This window comes from Bradyrhizobium sp. HKCCYLS1011, from assembly GCF_051167795.1.
GTDB lineage: Bacteria > Pseudomonadota > Alphaproteobacteria > Rhizobiales > Xanthobacteraceae > Bradyrhizobium.
Map to the genome: position 1 here is coordinate 772,324 of NZ_JBNPTT010000003.1, position 13,420 is coordinate 785,743.

A 13,420-nucleotide genomic window follows, 5' to 3' on the forward strand; every position below is an offset into this window, starting at 1 on the left:
TGATGGCCGATCCCGTCGTTGCGATCAAAAATCTGCGGATCGCGCTGCCGAAGGGCGCCGAGCGTGTGCATGCCGTCGATGGCGTCTCGTTCAACCTCGAGGCCGGCAAGATCGTCTGCGTGGTCGGCGAATCCGGCTCGGGCAAATCGATGTGCGCGCATGCGCTGATGGGCCTGTTGCCTGACACCGTGCGGGTCGACAGCGGCGAGATCCTGTTCGAGGGCCGCGATCTGCTCAAAGTGGACGAAGATGGCTGGCGCGATCTGCGCGGCCGCCGCATCGCCATGGTGTTCCAGGAGCCGATGACCGCGCTCAATCCGTTGATGCGGATTGGCGACCAGCTCGCGGAGGTGTTCGAAGCGCATGGCTTGCTGAAGCCAGGCGAGCGTCGCGCCAAGGCGCTGGCGTTGGTGCGCGAGGTCGGCTTGCCCGATCCGGAACGCATTATCCGCGCCTATCCGCATCAGCTCTCCGGCGGCCAGCGCCAGCGTGCGATGATCGCGATGGCGCTCGCGCTCGAGCCCGCCGTGCTGGTCGCGGACGAGCCGACCACGGCGCTCGACGTCACCACCCAGGCGCAGATCCTGAAGCTGATCAGGAACCTGCAGCAGAGCCACAGCATGGCGGTGATGTTCATCACTCATGATTTCGGCGTCGTCGCCGATATCGCCGATCAGGTCGTGGTGCTGCGCCATGGCAGGGTGGTGGAGGAGGGCGCGGCCGAGGCGGTGTTCGCGCAGCCGCAAGCCGACTACACCCGCGCGCTGCTCGCCGCCGTTCCGTCGTTCGATCCGCCGCCGCGCGCTTCGCTCGAAGCCGCACCGAAGGCGGTCGAGGTGATCGGCCTCGACAAGACCTATGTGACGCCGACCGGCTGGTTCAGTGCAGCGCGACAGACACGGGCGGCCAACGAGGTCAACTTCACGATCCACAAGGGTGAGACGCTCGGGTTGGTCGGTGAATCCGGCTCGGGCAAATCATCGGTCGCGCGGTTGGTAATGCGGCTGATCGAGGCCGACCGCGGTACGGTCCGGATCGGCGATATCGATCTGACCGTGCTCGAAGGCGCCGCGCTGCGCGAGCAGCGCCATCGCATCCAGATGATCTTCCAGGATCCGTTTGCTTCCCTCAATCCGCGCCGCAAGGTCGGCCGCATCATCGCCGACGGTATGGTCGCGCGCGGCACGCCGCTGGTTACCGCGCTACGCCGGGCCCAGGAGCTGCTCGGCATGGTCGGGCTCGATACTGGCGCGATCGAGCGCTATCCGCATGAATTTTCCGGCGGCCAGCGCCAGCGCATCGGCATTGCGCGCGCGCTGGCACTGGAGCCCGAGATCATCGTGGCCGACGAAGCGGTCTCCGCGCTCGACGTCTCCGTGCAGGCGCAAGTGTTGCGGCTGCTCGAGGATCTGAAGGCACGGCTTGGGCTGTCGATGCTGTTCATCACGCATGATCTGCGCGTTGCCGCCCAGATCTGCGACCGCATCGCGGTAATGCAGAAGGGCGCGATCGTCGAGATGAAGCCGACGGCAGCGCTGTTCGCCAATCCGGAGCACGCCTATACGCGCGAGCTGCTCGCGGCCGTACCGGGGCGCAAGCACCAGGCGGCGTAAGGCGCTAGGTTCAAACGCCGCAGCCTGCAGCTTGAAACAAGTCGCGTGTTCGGGCGTTGTATGCTATAGGAACGGCAAATCGCGCGATCCGTCAGCCCAACTCATCAGAGCGGGACTTTCCGACAGGCGCGAGCGCCGTCGATTGCGAGCGTTTCAACCTGGATCATCTGTCTTACCCATCAATCCGTCTGACCGCGATGACGTCGCGGGGCGAATGACCTCGCCGAATGACCTTCGCCGAGGGCCTCATTTCGGCGTGTGCAGGCAGGCCTCGCCTGCGCGGGTCCGGCGAGCGGCGTCCCGCGGCTGGATTGCAGGCAGCCTCCACTTACTCAAACAAAGGAAACTCCATATGTTAAAGCGAAGCCAAACCAAGGCTGTGCTCGAAGCCGAAAAGCTGTTCAAGCCGCGAGCGGCGGCCAGCACAGAGTATGAAGAGAAGCAGCGCGCCTTTTACGACAACCGGGAGCGGCTCAAGGCAGAACGCCTGGCTCGTGAAGCGAACGCCGGGACGGAGCCAGCGAAGGCGGGGAAAGAAAAGGGCGAACGCCGCTGATCGCTGCGTCCGGCTGCAACGCCGAGCTGGCTGCGCGAACGCCGGCCGCTCGCGGCAGTCCGTTCCTGGCCGGTCCTATCCGATCCGCGGGGGTCGCTTCGGCGCGGGCTTCTTTGCCGGCGGAGCGGGCAGCAGTCCTTCGCGAATTGCCTGTTTGCGGGCCAGTTTGCGCTTGCGCCGCACCGCATCGGCTCTTTCCCTGACCGCACGCTCCGACGGCTTCTCGTAGAACCTCCGTCGCTTCATGTCGCGGAACACGCCTTCGCGTTGCAGCTTCCTCTTCAGAATCCGTAGAGCCTGATCAACATCATTGTCGCGAACAAAGACTTGCACGAATTCATTCCTTTGGTTTGGCGGGCTGCGCTGATAGGCGGTCGATTGCAGCCGCGCATCGTGCGGCGCGCCGGCGTTTGCGCGTCAGCCCTGGGGATTGGTCGTCCATTGATGGCCGCAAGCAAGGCACACCCAACGGCGCCGCAACTGACGTCCATGATATTCCACGCTTGGCCGGTCAGCTCCGGCATCGCCGCGGCAGACAGGGCAGGGGCCGTCATCGACGAAGTTGTCGTTCTGCGGCATGAGTATCGCGCTGTCGCAGACGCGACTCGACGAAACGCGTGTCAGTTCAACGTTGGTCTGATTGAAATGAACCACCGTGCTCTCCTTGATGGAAGGCGGGAGCACGATTGTCTCTCAGCCGGCGGCGGCCTCGCCGATACCGCGGGTCTCCCAAAGATAGGGATGCCAACGGGGGATTGCCAGCAATTTCTGGACGGATCGGGGGCGCGCACACGCGCCTTCATGAGGGTCACACCACCCTCCCACACGAAAACAATTCTGCCCGTTGGCTTGTATTTATTTCCAGAACCTCTACCTTCGATGTGTTCGATTAGCCGCTGTGCCTTTTTGAATGTGCCCCGCAGGCTATTTCCCAAAGACATCGCTCAGTTGAATGAGTTCGCGTGATGGTCACGCGAAGAATGCTTTGGAGAAAGAAGCAATGCCGCAAGGTACGGTGAAGTGGTTCAACGGCCAAAAAGGCTTTGGCTTTATTCAGCCCCAGGACGGCGGAGCGGATGTGTTCGTGCATATCAGCGCCGTCGAGCGGGCCGGTCTCTCCGGTCTCGCGGAGGGTCAAAAGGTCTCTTTTGAACTCAAGACTGACAAGATGCGTGGCAAAGTGAGCGCGGAAAATCTGTCGCTCGCCTGAGCTGCTTGCGCCATTTCACTGATGTATTGAAATGGTGCCGCCCGCCCGTTCGATCCGTTGGATCGAGCGGGCTGTTGCGCGTCACACATCGTTCGCGCGTCACCGATAGGGTGGGAAGATGGTCCGCAAGAAAGCGTCTGAACCGTCTCCCGAAAGTCTCGCGCGGGCTGAACGGCAGCGCATCGCGTCCGAAGAGGGCGCCAAGGCGATGGCCGAGTTCAATCAGCGTGCCGTCGACGTCCGCAAGAACATGGAACGCCTTCGTGCCCTGCGCCTGGCCAAGGAGGCCGAGCAGGCCAAAACGCAGGCCGATCCTGAGGCCGCACTGAAAAAGAAACGCAAGAGGCGGATCGTCCGTTAGCGTTCCGCCTTATACAAACTGAGATGAAAGCCGCTGTGGGAGGAAAGCCGAGATGGTCAAGCACCCTGCACGCGGTGTCCAGGTCGTCGAGCCGGACACTTGGAACGAGAAGCGGATCGTCACCTTTGCGCTGGCGATCGGATCGGTTCGGCTAGTCTGCCAGCTCAAGACCGAATTCCGTACCCGCAATGAGGCGCTGAGCTACCTGCACAAACGCCGCACGATCTATGAGAAGATGGCGCGTGAACGGTTCGCGCGGGGTGAGGTCGAGGACGGGATTATCCATCTGACGATGGTGTGACCGATGGTGATGCTTGCGCGCGGCCATATGTGCGAGCTGCTCGCTGCGGTGCCGGGGCGTAAGCACCGCGCGGCGTGAGGGCAGTCGAGAGATTAGAGATTGAGGCGCTGGCCGCACCCTACACCCCGCTGTCGTCCCTGCGAAAGCAGGGACCCATAGGCGCCGCTATTAGTTATCGAAGCGCGATATGGCACCGGCATCGCGAACTCGCAGCCGCCGCGGCGTATGGGTCCCGGCGTTCGCCGGGACGACACTTGAGGCTGACGCGCCGATGATCTCCTACGCGTCGCCCTTCACCGGCAGCGGTATGCGCTCATAGGACGCAGGCAGGTTGACGGGCCGATACTCCGGTATCTCGGCGATCCGCATCAAGGCGCTCTCGTGGATGAATGCGCCATCGGGAATGAAGCGCGGCTCGCAATCGGGAATGTAGAAGCCGAAATGCGATTTGCGGGCCGGCCATTCCTTGTACTTGTCCTTCTTCGGAATGAATTCGAGCAGCCGCCAGGGCGGCGTCATCGAATTGTGCAGCTGCCCGCGAATCTCAGGCGCGACATAGGAGAACGGGCTGCCCTTGCGCTGCACGCCCCACGCGAGCTGGTTGACGGTGCGCGGGTTGACGCAAAGCCCCGCCTCGATCGCCTCGTCGATCATCCACAACAGCGGATATTTCGACAGCGCGGACTCTTTCTCCGGATAACCGCCGCCGACGTCGCAATGCACGCCGGCGAACCACACCTGCTTGGCATCCTGCGGGGTCGCATTGACGTCGTTGAAGCGCACCGGCTTGAAGGTCTGCGGCTCGTCCCACTTCTTCAGGCGGAACATGCAGCGCTGCTCGTCCATCGCGATCGCCTGCCGGAAGATCCTCACGCTCGGATTCTGGATCGTGAAGGCCAGCTCCTCGAGGCTCGGCCAGTAAAGGCGATCCGGACGCGGCACGATCACGCTCGCGACCGTATCCCATACGCCGATGAAATGGATCGAGGGAGCCCGCGTCGACAGGATGCGGGCAAATTGCGCGGCCTGGTCGTTGCGGCTTTCCGGAAGCGGACCGTCCTCGTCGGCAATCTCGGCGCGCAGCGTGACGCCGCGTCCGGCCTTCGGATTGTCGGAGGAATATTTCTTGTAGGCGATCAGGCCTGATCCTGCGAGATTGACCTGGTCCGGCGAGATCAGCCCGATCTTGTGAATTAATCCGGCCAGCACGCGTACGGTGTAGGCGCCGCGGGAAAAGCCGAACAGGAAGATCCGGTCGCCGTCTTGGTAATGGTGAACCAGGAAGGAGTAGGCTGCGATCACGTTGTCATCGAGCCCGTAACCCGTCGCCAGCCCCAGCACCATGTTGAAATTGGCCTTGATGCGGTTCCAGGTGTCTGGTTGCGATAGCGTGCCGACGCCGGGATCATAGAACACCGCCTGATGCGGCGTGGTCTTGTCGGTCTTGCGCAGGCAGCGGTAGAGCTTCAGCACGTTGGAGATGTTTTCGCTGATCTCGTTACCGGTGCCGTCGCAGCAGATGACGATATTCTTCATTGCGATTGCAACTCTCCCAGGCTCGACCTTGGCGAGTGTAGACCATCCTGTGACGCTTTGGGAGATAGGGTTTTGTGACACTTCTTCCAGCAGGCAGGAATTGCCGAACTGGGGCCGTTAGCGATTCACCTATGCTCGCGGAACTCTCGCGCTGTGAAAAGTACAAGAGCCGCTTTAATCAGATTGTTGCGCGCGGAAGCGGCGGATACTCCGCAGTAGCTAAGATCTTGGGAGACGCAGCGGTCACCAGTGCGGAGGGGTCGGTCTAGAAAATCGGCCAAGCTCCGACGTGAAAAAAAGAGCATATACCCGATAGGTCTAGAACCCGAAATTCGAACCAGAGCGACTGGGGCTATGGTTTCGCATCTAAATACGCAGTTGTGTATTTTTGCAGCAGCGAAGCCAATTCCTCTATAGGAAGTCCATTTTCGTCGTATTCTTCGCCGTGAAGCATCGTGTCACGCATCTTCTTTATTTTCTGAAACTGCTCAACATCTGCCCTTACGTCATCTTCAGATGAGTGAGCAAATAGTATAGAACTTACGCAATGGAATTTGTCGGATAACCGGTACTTGTCCTTCATGACATCTCGCACCCGAAAAAGAAACTTCCCTCTCAACACTGTCTGTGGGCCGTCGGCTAAGGGTGACATAAACTGCTGCTCATATCTCGAAAAGCATTTGGCTATTAAGATTTCTAGCGCCGACCATCCGAACAAGAAGGCTCGAAGTGGATCCCTCTCGTGTTCAGTCATTCGCGAAGAGAGGCGCTTGACAGCGCTCAAACTCTTGTCGACTTGAAGAGCGAGAAACCTCGACTGAATATCCGTCACACCTTCGGTTGAGAGGCTTTTAGATAGATAAACGCGGCCATTCATCGATACGGAAAAGCTGTAGACGTCGCGCCCACTAGGATGCCTGAAATACACTTGGTCTGCTACTTGAACGAAATTCGCTGGCGCTTTACCCTCAAGGCTAAGCGCCAATCTCATGCTCTCAAATTCGTCCGCGTGTTTTTGTTTGAGCGCTGCTTTGTCGACCCCATCGAGGGCTACAATAAATCTATCCGTTGTTGCTGATTTATCGATCGAAACGCGGGCTTCTCCATATCCTTCCGCAATCAACACTGGATTTGATCGGATAGTTTCTTGGCGCATCGAACGAATCTCATTCATGGACTTCGTCAGCGCCTCGTCGAAGTCCTTCCCGTCTCTGCAGAAGATGGTGTTTAGCGCAATAGCCGCGATTGACGAGCCAATATCGGCTTTCTCTAGATATGTATCGGGCGTATTCGTAAGTATAAATGAGCACCGATCGGATCGGTACAGTTCTCCTGCTTCGAAATGCGTCGGAAGGCTGATCCCGCCCCGGACGCTCCAAGCGGCGATACGCGTGTAAGGCATCACTATCGTAGACGTCATCGCATTTTCTCGCGTTTCGTCTCGTGGTTGTTAGTCTTGAATGTGCAGTTCTAAATTCGCGGGTCCAGCTGCTGGTAACGGATGTGTAGCCCATCCCAAACAAAAAAGCCGGGTCGCTCGACCCGGCCTTTATGTATTGCCCCGAGCGAGCGGCCTCGCTGGCCACAAAGCAGCGAGTGCCGTCCTCAGCTCGCTTTCTCAGCTCGCCTTGGCGGCGGGAGCCTCGGCGGCCTTCTTCTCGATCTGGCGCTTCAGCTCCAGCGCGCGCGGCGACAGCGCGGCCGCGTTGGCCTTGAGCAGATAGGCGTCGAGGCCGCCATTGTGATCGACGCTCTTGATCGCGTTGGTCGAGACGCGCAGGCGCACGTTGCGGCCGAGTGCATCCGAGATGAAGGTCACGTTGCACAGGTTCGGCAGGAAGCGCCGCTTGGTCTTGATGTTGGAGTGGCTCACCTTGTGGCCGACCTGGGGGCCCTTGGCCGTCAGTTCACAGCGCCGCGACATTGTTGCAAATCCTCTTCCATCCCCGCACCCATAGGCCGCATCAGGCGGGCGGCGCGGGGGTCCAAAACTCGTCCAGTTCTCTCTGGGAGACGCGGACGTATAGGGGGCATGGGCGAATACGTCAAGTTTTTGAAGGCCGCCTCTGCCGGCGCATGCGGGGGCGCCGGCTGACCTCCCGCCGCTTTGGGGCGAGCGGCGCTCGTCCGGTCCCGCAGGCGGCAGCGGGAACGGGGTGCAGGGCAGGCTGACCGGTTGCCCGGGCGCGCTTCTGACCCGAAAAGGCCTTGCCGGATCAAGGCCATAGCTATCCGCTCGCCATCATATAAACGGCGCAATCGGAGCGCCAGGATACTCCGGTGCCGCGACCGTCGGGCGACCTTCGGCGCCTTCGACCGGACCACGCGGCACCGCCGGCTGGCGATGACCGGGCCGGCTCGGCCCCAGCGGGCGCTTTCCGAGCCGAGCAAGGCTCAAAGCGCGGGAAAAGCCGCCATTGATGGACCAGTTGCGTTGTACCGCAGTTTTTTTGACTTAAGTAACAAGGCGATCGCGCAATTGCGCGCACAGGCGGTTTTGGCAGGATCGGCCCTTAGACGTGACTCATAGCATAGCCCACCCGAACGTCGCGCCCGCCTGTGGCCGCGCCCTTGGCTCCCGGTTTGCGCTTCGCGCAGCTGGGATGCTTGCGCTGACCGTGGCGCTGCTCACCGCGGTCCCGCGAGCCGATGCCCAGGGCCGGCTCGATGCCGAATATGAGGCGACACTCGCCGGCATTCCGATCGGCAAGGGCACCTGGGCCATCGAGATCGGCGACGACCAATACGGTGCGGCCGCGCAAGGCGGCACCGCGGGGCTCCTGAAGAGCTTTTCGCAAGGCTCGGGGCAGGGCTCCGCCCAGGGGCGTATCGTCAACGGCGCGCTGGTCGGCCAGAGCTACCAGGCCTCGACGACAGCCGGCAAGAAGTCCGAGCAGATCCACATCACGCTTGCCAACGGCAATGTGAAGGAGTTCGGCATCGATCCGACGCCGCCGGTGGATCCCGACCGGATCCCGGTGACCGAGGCGCATAAGCACGGCGTCTACGATCCGATGACGGCGTCGCTGTTGCGCGTTCCCGGCAATGGCGAGCTGCTCACCCCGGAAGCCTGCCACGCCGGCGCGCCGGTGTTCGATGGCCGCATGCGCTACGAGCTCAAGCTCGATTTCAAGCGCATGGAGAACGTGAAGGCCGATAAGGGCTATCGCGGGCCGGCCTTGGTCTGCGCCATCTATTTCACGCCTGTGGCCGGCTATATTCCGGACAGGCCCGTGATCAAGTATCTGGCGAACGCGCGCAACCTCGAGATCTATTTCGTGCCGATCGCCGGCACGCGCGTCCTGGTGCCGTTCAAGCTGGTGATCCCGACCCCGTTCGGAACCGGCGTGCTGCAGGCGACCAGCTTCGTGACGCAGGCGACTCCGCCGCACGTGGCGAAGACGCAGTAGGGCTGGCGAGCCCGCAGCCGCTGTTCGCTCTCCACATCTGGTTTCCGAGGTCGCGCTGACGCGCGCGGCCCCGGAATGACGAGGCAGGTCAGCGCATGAATCCGTTTGACTCCGGCTCGAATCTGATTCGACTTAGCGCCCGCGTCGCCTGCGCCGAATCCGTCGCAAAACGGTTGCTTGTGATCGTCCGTAAAACTTGATCTAGTGCACTCCCTGGCGTCAGGCGCGAGATGTTGCGTGAACGAAGCCGGAAAGACACAGGAGTCACCGATTCGGGCGTGATTCGTTCTCAAGGCGTTCCGAAGCTTAAGGCGCGGCACTATATGCGTTGCAAAGTGAGACAGATGAGCGAGGTCGCGACCTCCTGAAACAGCTTCAAAATGTGGTTCCATCGCGCGTCACGGCTCGCACGCGCCTCTCGCCGGCAAAGACTTAAATTAACGAATGGCTTTCTCGTCCTCTTCGGCTGCCTCGCCCTTCGAGCGCACGCCTGATCGTGCTGCCGGCTCCGGCGTCACCGCCGTGCTTGGTCCGACCAACACCGGCAAGACTCATCTTGCGATCGAGCGCATGCTCGCGCATTCCAGCGGCATCATCGGTTTGCCGCTGCGCCTGCTCGCGCGCGAGGTCTACAACAAGATCGTCGATCGCGTCGGCACCGAACTGGTGGCGCTGATCACCGGCGAAGAGAAGATCAAGCCGAAAAATCCGCGCTACTGGGTCTCGACCGTCGAGGCCATGCCGCGCGACCTCGACGTCTCGTTCCTCGCGGTCGACGAGGTCCAGATCGCCGCCGATCTCGAGCGCGGCCACGTCTTCACCGACCGCATTCTCAACCGCCGCGGTCGCGACGAGACGTTGTTGCTGGGCGCGGCGACGATGCGGCCGATCATCGAGCGGCTGTTGCCGGGCGCATCGCTGGTGACGCGACCGCGGCTGTCGCAGCTCGAATTCGCCGGCGACCGCAAGATCACGCGGCAGCCGCGGCGGACCGCGATCGTCGCCTTCTCGGCTGACGAGGTCTACGCGATCGCCGAACTGATCCGCCGGCAGCATGGCGGCGCGGCGGTGGTGCTGGGATCGTTATCTCCGCGCACGCGCAACGCGCAGGTGGCGATGTTCCAGAACGGCGATGTCGACTACCTGGTCGCCACCGACGCGATCGGCATGGGCCTCAATCTCGATGTGGATCACGTCGCCTTCGCCTCCGACCGCAAATATGATGGTTATCAGTTCCGGCGGCTGACCCCGGCGGAATTTGCCCAGATCGCAGGGAGAGCCGGGCGCGCCACGCGCAACGGCACCTTTGGCACCACCGGACGTTGTGCCCCGTTCGAGCCCGAGCTCGTCAATGCGCTGCAGAACCACACCTTCGATTCCGTGAAGATGCTGCAATGGCGCAATGCGCGGCTGGATTTCGCAAGCGTCAGCGCCCTGCAGGTGTCGCTGGCGCTGCCGCCTGCGCATGAGGCCCTGACCCGGGCGCCGATTGCCGAAGATTTGCGCGTGCTCGATCATGCCGCACGCGACGCCGAGGTACGCGATATGGCGCATGGTCCTGCCGCGGTCGAACGGCTATGGGAGGCCTGCCAGATCCCGGATTACCGGAAGCTGTCGCCGGCCGCGCATGCCGAGCTTGTGACCACGGTGTTCGGCTTCCTGATGCAGAAAGGGCGCATTCCGGATGCCTGGTATGCTGCGCAGGTCGATCAGGCTGATCGCATCGACGGCGATATCGACACGCTGTCCGGGCGGATTGCACAAATTCGCACCTGGACCTTCGTCGCCAACCGGCCGGATTGGCTGGCCGATCCCGATCATTGGCAGGGGATTACCCGCGACGTTGAAAATAAATTGTCAGACGCCCTGCATGAACGGCTCACGGAGCGTTTCGTTGATCGTCGTACCAGTGTATTGATGCGGCGCCTGCGGGAGAACAGTGTTTTGAATACGGAAATCGGCAAGACTGGCGAAGTGATCGTCGAAGGGCACGCGATCGGCCGGCTGGATGGATTCACCTTCGCGCCCGACGCCGCCGAGGCCGGCTCCGAGGCCAAGGCCCTGCAGGCCGCGGCCCAGAAAGCCCTGGCCGGCGAGATCGAGGCGCGTGCCGAAAAACTGTCCAACGCGCCGGACGAGCATTTCGTGCTCACCGCCGATGGCACCATCCGCTGGACCGGCGATGCGGTCGCCAAGCTCGTTGCGACCGAGGACGCCTTGCATCCGCGGCTGCGGATCATCGCCGACGAGCGGCTCACGGGGGCGGCGCGCGACAAGGTCCAGGCCCGGCTCGACCTGTGGCTGAAGACCCATATCGAAAAGCTGCTCGGGCCGCTGTTCGAACTGTCCAAGGCCGAGGACATCACCGGCATTGCGCGGGGCATCGCCTTCCAGCTGGTCGAGGCGCTCGGCGTGATCGAGCGGGCGAAGATCGCCAACGAGATGAAGGATCTCGATCAGCCCTCGCGCGCCACCTTGCGCAAATACGGCGTCCGCTTCGGCGCCTACCACATCTACGTCCCGGCGCTGCTCAAGCCCGCCGCGCGCGCGCTCGCGGCGCTGCTGTGGGCCGAGAAGCAGGGCAATGTCGACATGTCCGCGCTGACGGGCGCGCAGCATCTGGCGAGCTCGGGCCGCACCTCGTTTCCGGTCGACAAGACCCTGCCGCGGGATGCCTATCGCGTGCTCGGCTATCGCCAATGCGGCGAGCGCGCCGTGCGCGTCGACATCCTCGAACGCCTGGCCGACCTGATTCGCCCGGCGCTGGCCTGGCGTGAGAACGCTCCCGGCGAGAAGCCGGCCGGCGCGTTCGACGGCCGCGGCTTCGTCGTGACCCAGGCGATGACCTCGCTCACCGGCTCGGCCGGCGAGGATTTCGCGTCGATCCTGCGTGCGCTCGGCTACCGCATGGAGAAGCGTCCGCCGTTGCCGCCGAAGCCGGTGGAGGCGCCAGCCCAAGCCCAATCCCAAGACGCGGCCGCTGAAGCCGCAGTCGCTGAAGCCGCAGTCGCTGAAGACACGGCCGCTGAGGCCGCGCCGGCCGAGGCACCTGACGCCGTGCCCGCCGAGGCCTCGCTGGAGACCACGTCTGAGGCGGGCATTGAGACCCCCATTGAGACCCCTGCCGAAGCCCCGGTCGAGGCTGTGCCAACGGTGGCAGAAGCTGCGGTAACGCCGGTGGTCGAACAGGTCGCAGCCGTGCCGGAGACGGTCGAGACCATCGAAGAGGCGCCGCCGGTCGCAACCGCCGCGTCCTTGCCGACCATCGAATTCGCGCCGCGGCCTGCAGAAGAGCCGGCCCCGGCGTCGGAGCCGCCCGTGGCGGAGGCCGTCGCCGTCGCACCGGAGCCCGCGGATGCGGCCCAGGCCGAGCTGCCCGAGGCCGTGCCGGCTGAAACGGAAGCTGCGAGCACGGAAGCCGCCAGCGCAGAGGCAGATATTGTGGCGGCGGCTGCGTCCGCTGCCGCTGAGCCGCAGCTGGTCGAGGTCTGGCGTCCTGGCGGCCGCTCCGAGGAGCGCCGCCCGCGGCACGAACATCAGCGCCATCGGCATCATCGCCCGCATCAGGACCGCCCCCAGCAGGCTGCCGGCGAGCAAGGCGCGGGTGCGGCGACCCCGGCCGAGGGCGAGCCACGGGGTGAGCGTCACCGCCATGGCGGCCATGGGCAAGGTCACGGCCGCCGCGATCGGGTGAAGGAGTTCGGCAAGGACTTTCGCAAGGGCCCGCCGCGCGAGGGGGCAGGAGCTCAACAGCCGCAGGGCGAAGGCGCCCAGGCGCGCGAGGACCGCGGTCCGCGCCGCGATCAAGAGGCCAAGGGCCGGGATCGCGACCGCAAGGGCGGCAAGTTCGGCGGCGACCGCGAGGGACGGGGCGGCCGTGAGGGCCGCGACTTCGGCAAGGGCGGTCGCGACAAGCGTGACAGTGGCCCGGCGCTGCGACCTTACGCCTCGAGCTCCGGCTCGCGCGATCGCGACCGGCCGATCGATCCGAACTCGCCCTTTGCCAAGCTCGCCGCGCTGAAAGAGCAGCTCACGGCGAACAATCGGAAGGATTGACGCGTACCGTTCCCGGCGCGCTCGCGAGGAGGACAACGCCGACGTCGGAAACTCCGTCACAGCGCCAGCGGCTCGACAAATGGTTGTGGCATGCGCGCGTGGTGAAGGCCCGCTCGAGCGCGGCGGCGCTGGTGATATCCGGCCACGTCCGCGTCAACGGCGTTCGCGAGACCTCGCCAGGGCACGGCGTCAAGCCGGGCGACGTACTTACCATCGCGCTCGACCGCAGCGTCCGCGTGTTGAAGGTGGTGGCCTTTGCCGAGCGGCGTGGCGACGCGGCGTCCGCGCGCGTGCTCTATGTCGATCTGGAAGGTAGCTCGTGAGGCCGATATGGCCGGCGACCTGCATACCGGAGATCGGACCCGAGGTCAGAGCTC

Annotated in this window: 12 protein-coding genes; 8 read left to right on the top strand and 4 right to left on the bottom strand. The window is 63.4% G+C overall.

The window, feature by feature from the left end; all coding sequences use genetic code 11:
• The first annotated feature begins 2 nt into the window (after positions 1–2).
• Positions 3–1,613, top strand: a complete 1,611-nt coding sequence (locus ACQR1W_RS12405) for an ABC transporter ATP-binding protein (RefSeq protein ID WP_434851014.1) — start codon at positions 3–5, stop codon at positions 1,611–1,613.
• A gap of 352 nt (positions 1,614–1,965) precedes the next feature.
• The gene (locus ACQR1W_RS12410; protein ID WP_434851015.1) at positions 1,966–2,169 is read left to right on the top strand and encodes a hypothetical protein; all 204 of its coding nucleotides are present in this window, start codon (positions 1,966–1,968) and stop codon (positions 2,167–2,169) included.
• A 75-nt stretch (positions 2,170–2,244) separates the two neighbouring features.
• On the opposite strand, the gene rpsU is transcribed toward ACQR1W_RS12410, so the two are convergent.
• The gene (gene rpsU, locus ACQR1W_RS12415) at positions 2,245–2,502 is read right to left on the bottom strand and encodes a 30S ribosomal protein S21 (protein ID WP_008966726.1); all 258 of its coding nucleotides are present in this window, start codon (positions 2,500–2,502) and stop codon (positions 2,245–2,247) included.
• 667 nt (positions 2,503–3,169) lie between these two features.
• Here rpsU and ACQR1W_RS12420 point away from each other — a divergent pair.
• The 3 genes from ACQR1W_RS12420 to ACQR1W_RS12430 all read left to right on the top strand — a co-directional run bounded on the left by ACQR1W_RS12420 (position 3,170) and on the right by ACQR1W_RS12430 (position 4,041).
• A complete protein-coding gene (locus ACQR1W_RS12420) occupies positions 3,170–3,379 on the top strand; it encodes a cold-shock protein (protein WP_008966725.1) in 210 nt (69 codons plus the stop codon).
• Positions 3,380–3,497: 118 nt separating this feature from the next.
• Positions 3,498–3,740 carry a transcriptional regulator gene (locus ACQR1W_RS12425; protein ID WP_434851016.1) on the top strand — a complete coding sequence of 81 codons (243 nt, stop codon included), beginning with the start codon at positions 3,498–3,500 and terminating at the stop codon, positions 3,738–3,740.
• Positions 3,741–3,792: 52 nt separating this feature from the next.
• Entirely contained in the window at positions 3,793–4,041 is a 249-nt protein-coding gene (locus tag ACQR1W_RS12430) for a hypothetical protein (protein ID WP_008966723.1), read from the top strand.
• 279 nt (positions 4,042–4,320) lie between these two features.
• On the opposite strand, the gene ACQR1W_RS12435 is transcribed toward ACQR1W_RS12430, so the two are convergent.
• From ACQR1W_RS12435 to rpmB, 3 genes are all read right to left on the bottom strand, one after another.
• Positions 4,321–5,577, bottom strand: a complete 1,257-nt coding sequence (locus ACQR1W_RS12435; RefSeq protein WP_008966722.1) for a DUF2235 domain-containing protein — start codon at positions 5,575–5,577, stop codon at positions 4,321–4,323.
• A gap of 352 nt (positions 5,578–5,929) precedes the next feature.
• Positions 5,930–6,751, bottom strand: a complete 822-nt coding sequence (locus ACQR1W_RS12440) for a hypothetical protein (protein ID WP_434851017.1) — start codon at positions 6,749–6,751, stop codon at positions 5,930–5,932.
• Between the two features lie 444 nt (positions 6,752–7,195).
• Complete coding sequence (rpmB, locus tag ACQR1W_RS12445; RefSeq protein ID WP_434851018.1) at positions 7,196–7,501, bottom strand: 50S ribosomal protein L28; 306 nt, start codon at positions 7,499–7,501, stop codon at positions 7,196–7,198.
• Between the two features lie 679 nt (positions 7,502–8,180).
• On the opposite strand from rpmB, the gene ACQR1W_RS12450 reads away from it, so the two are divergent.
• The 3 genes from ACQR1W_RS12450 (at position 8,181) to ACQR1W_RS12460 (ending at position 13,366) form a co-directional block, all read left to right on the top strand.
• Positions 8,181–8,987: a DUF3108 domain-containing protein gene (locus ACQR1W_RS12450; protein WP_434851019.1), complete on the top strand. Its 807-nt coding sequence runs from the start codon at positions 8,181–8,183 to the stop codon at positions 8,985–8,987.
• Between the two features lie 444 nt (positions 8,988–9,431).
• Positions 9,432–13,043: a helicase-related protein gene (locus ACQR1W_RS12455; RefSeq protein WP_434851020.1), complete on the top strand. Its 3,612-nt coding sequence runs from the start codon at positions 9,432–9,434 to the stop codon at positions 13,041–13,043.
• Positions 13,040–13,366, top strand: coding sequence for an RNA-binding S4 domain-containing protein (locus ACQR1W_RS12460; protein WP_434851021.1), 327 nt, complete (start codon positions 13,040–13,042; stop codon positions 13,364–13,366). The genes ACQR1W_RS12455 and ACQR1W_RS12460 overlap by 4 nt, the downstream gene beginning before the upstream one ends.
• The last annotated feature ends 54 nt before the right edge of the window (positions 13,367–13,420 follow it).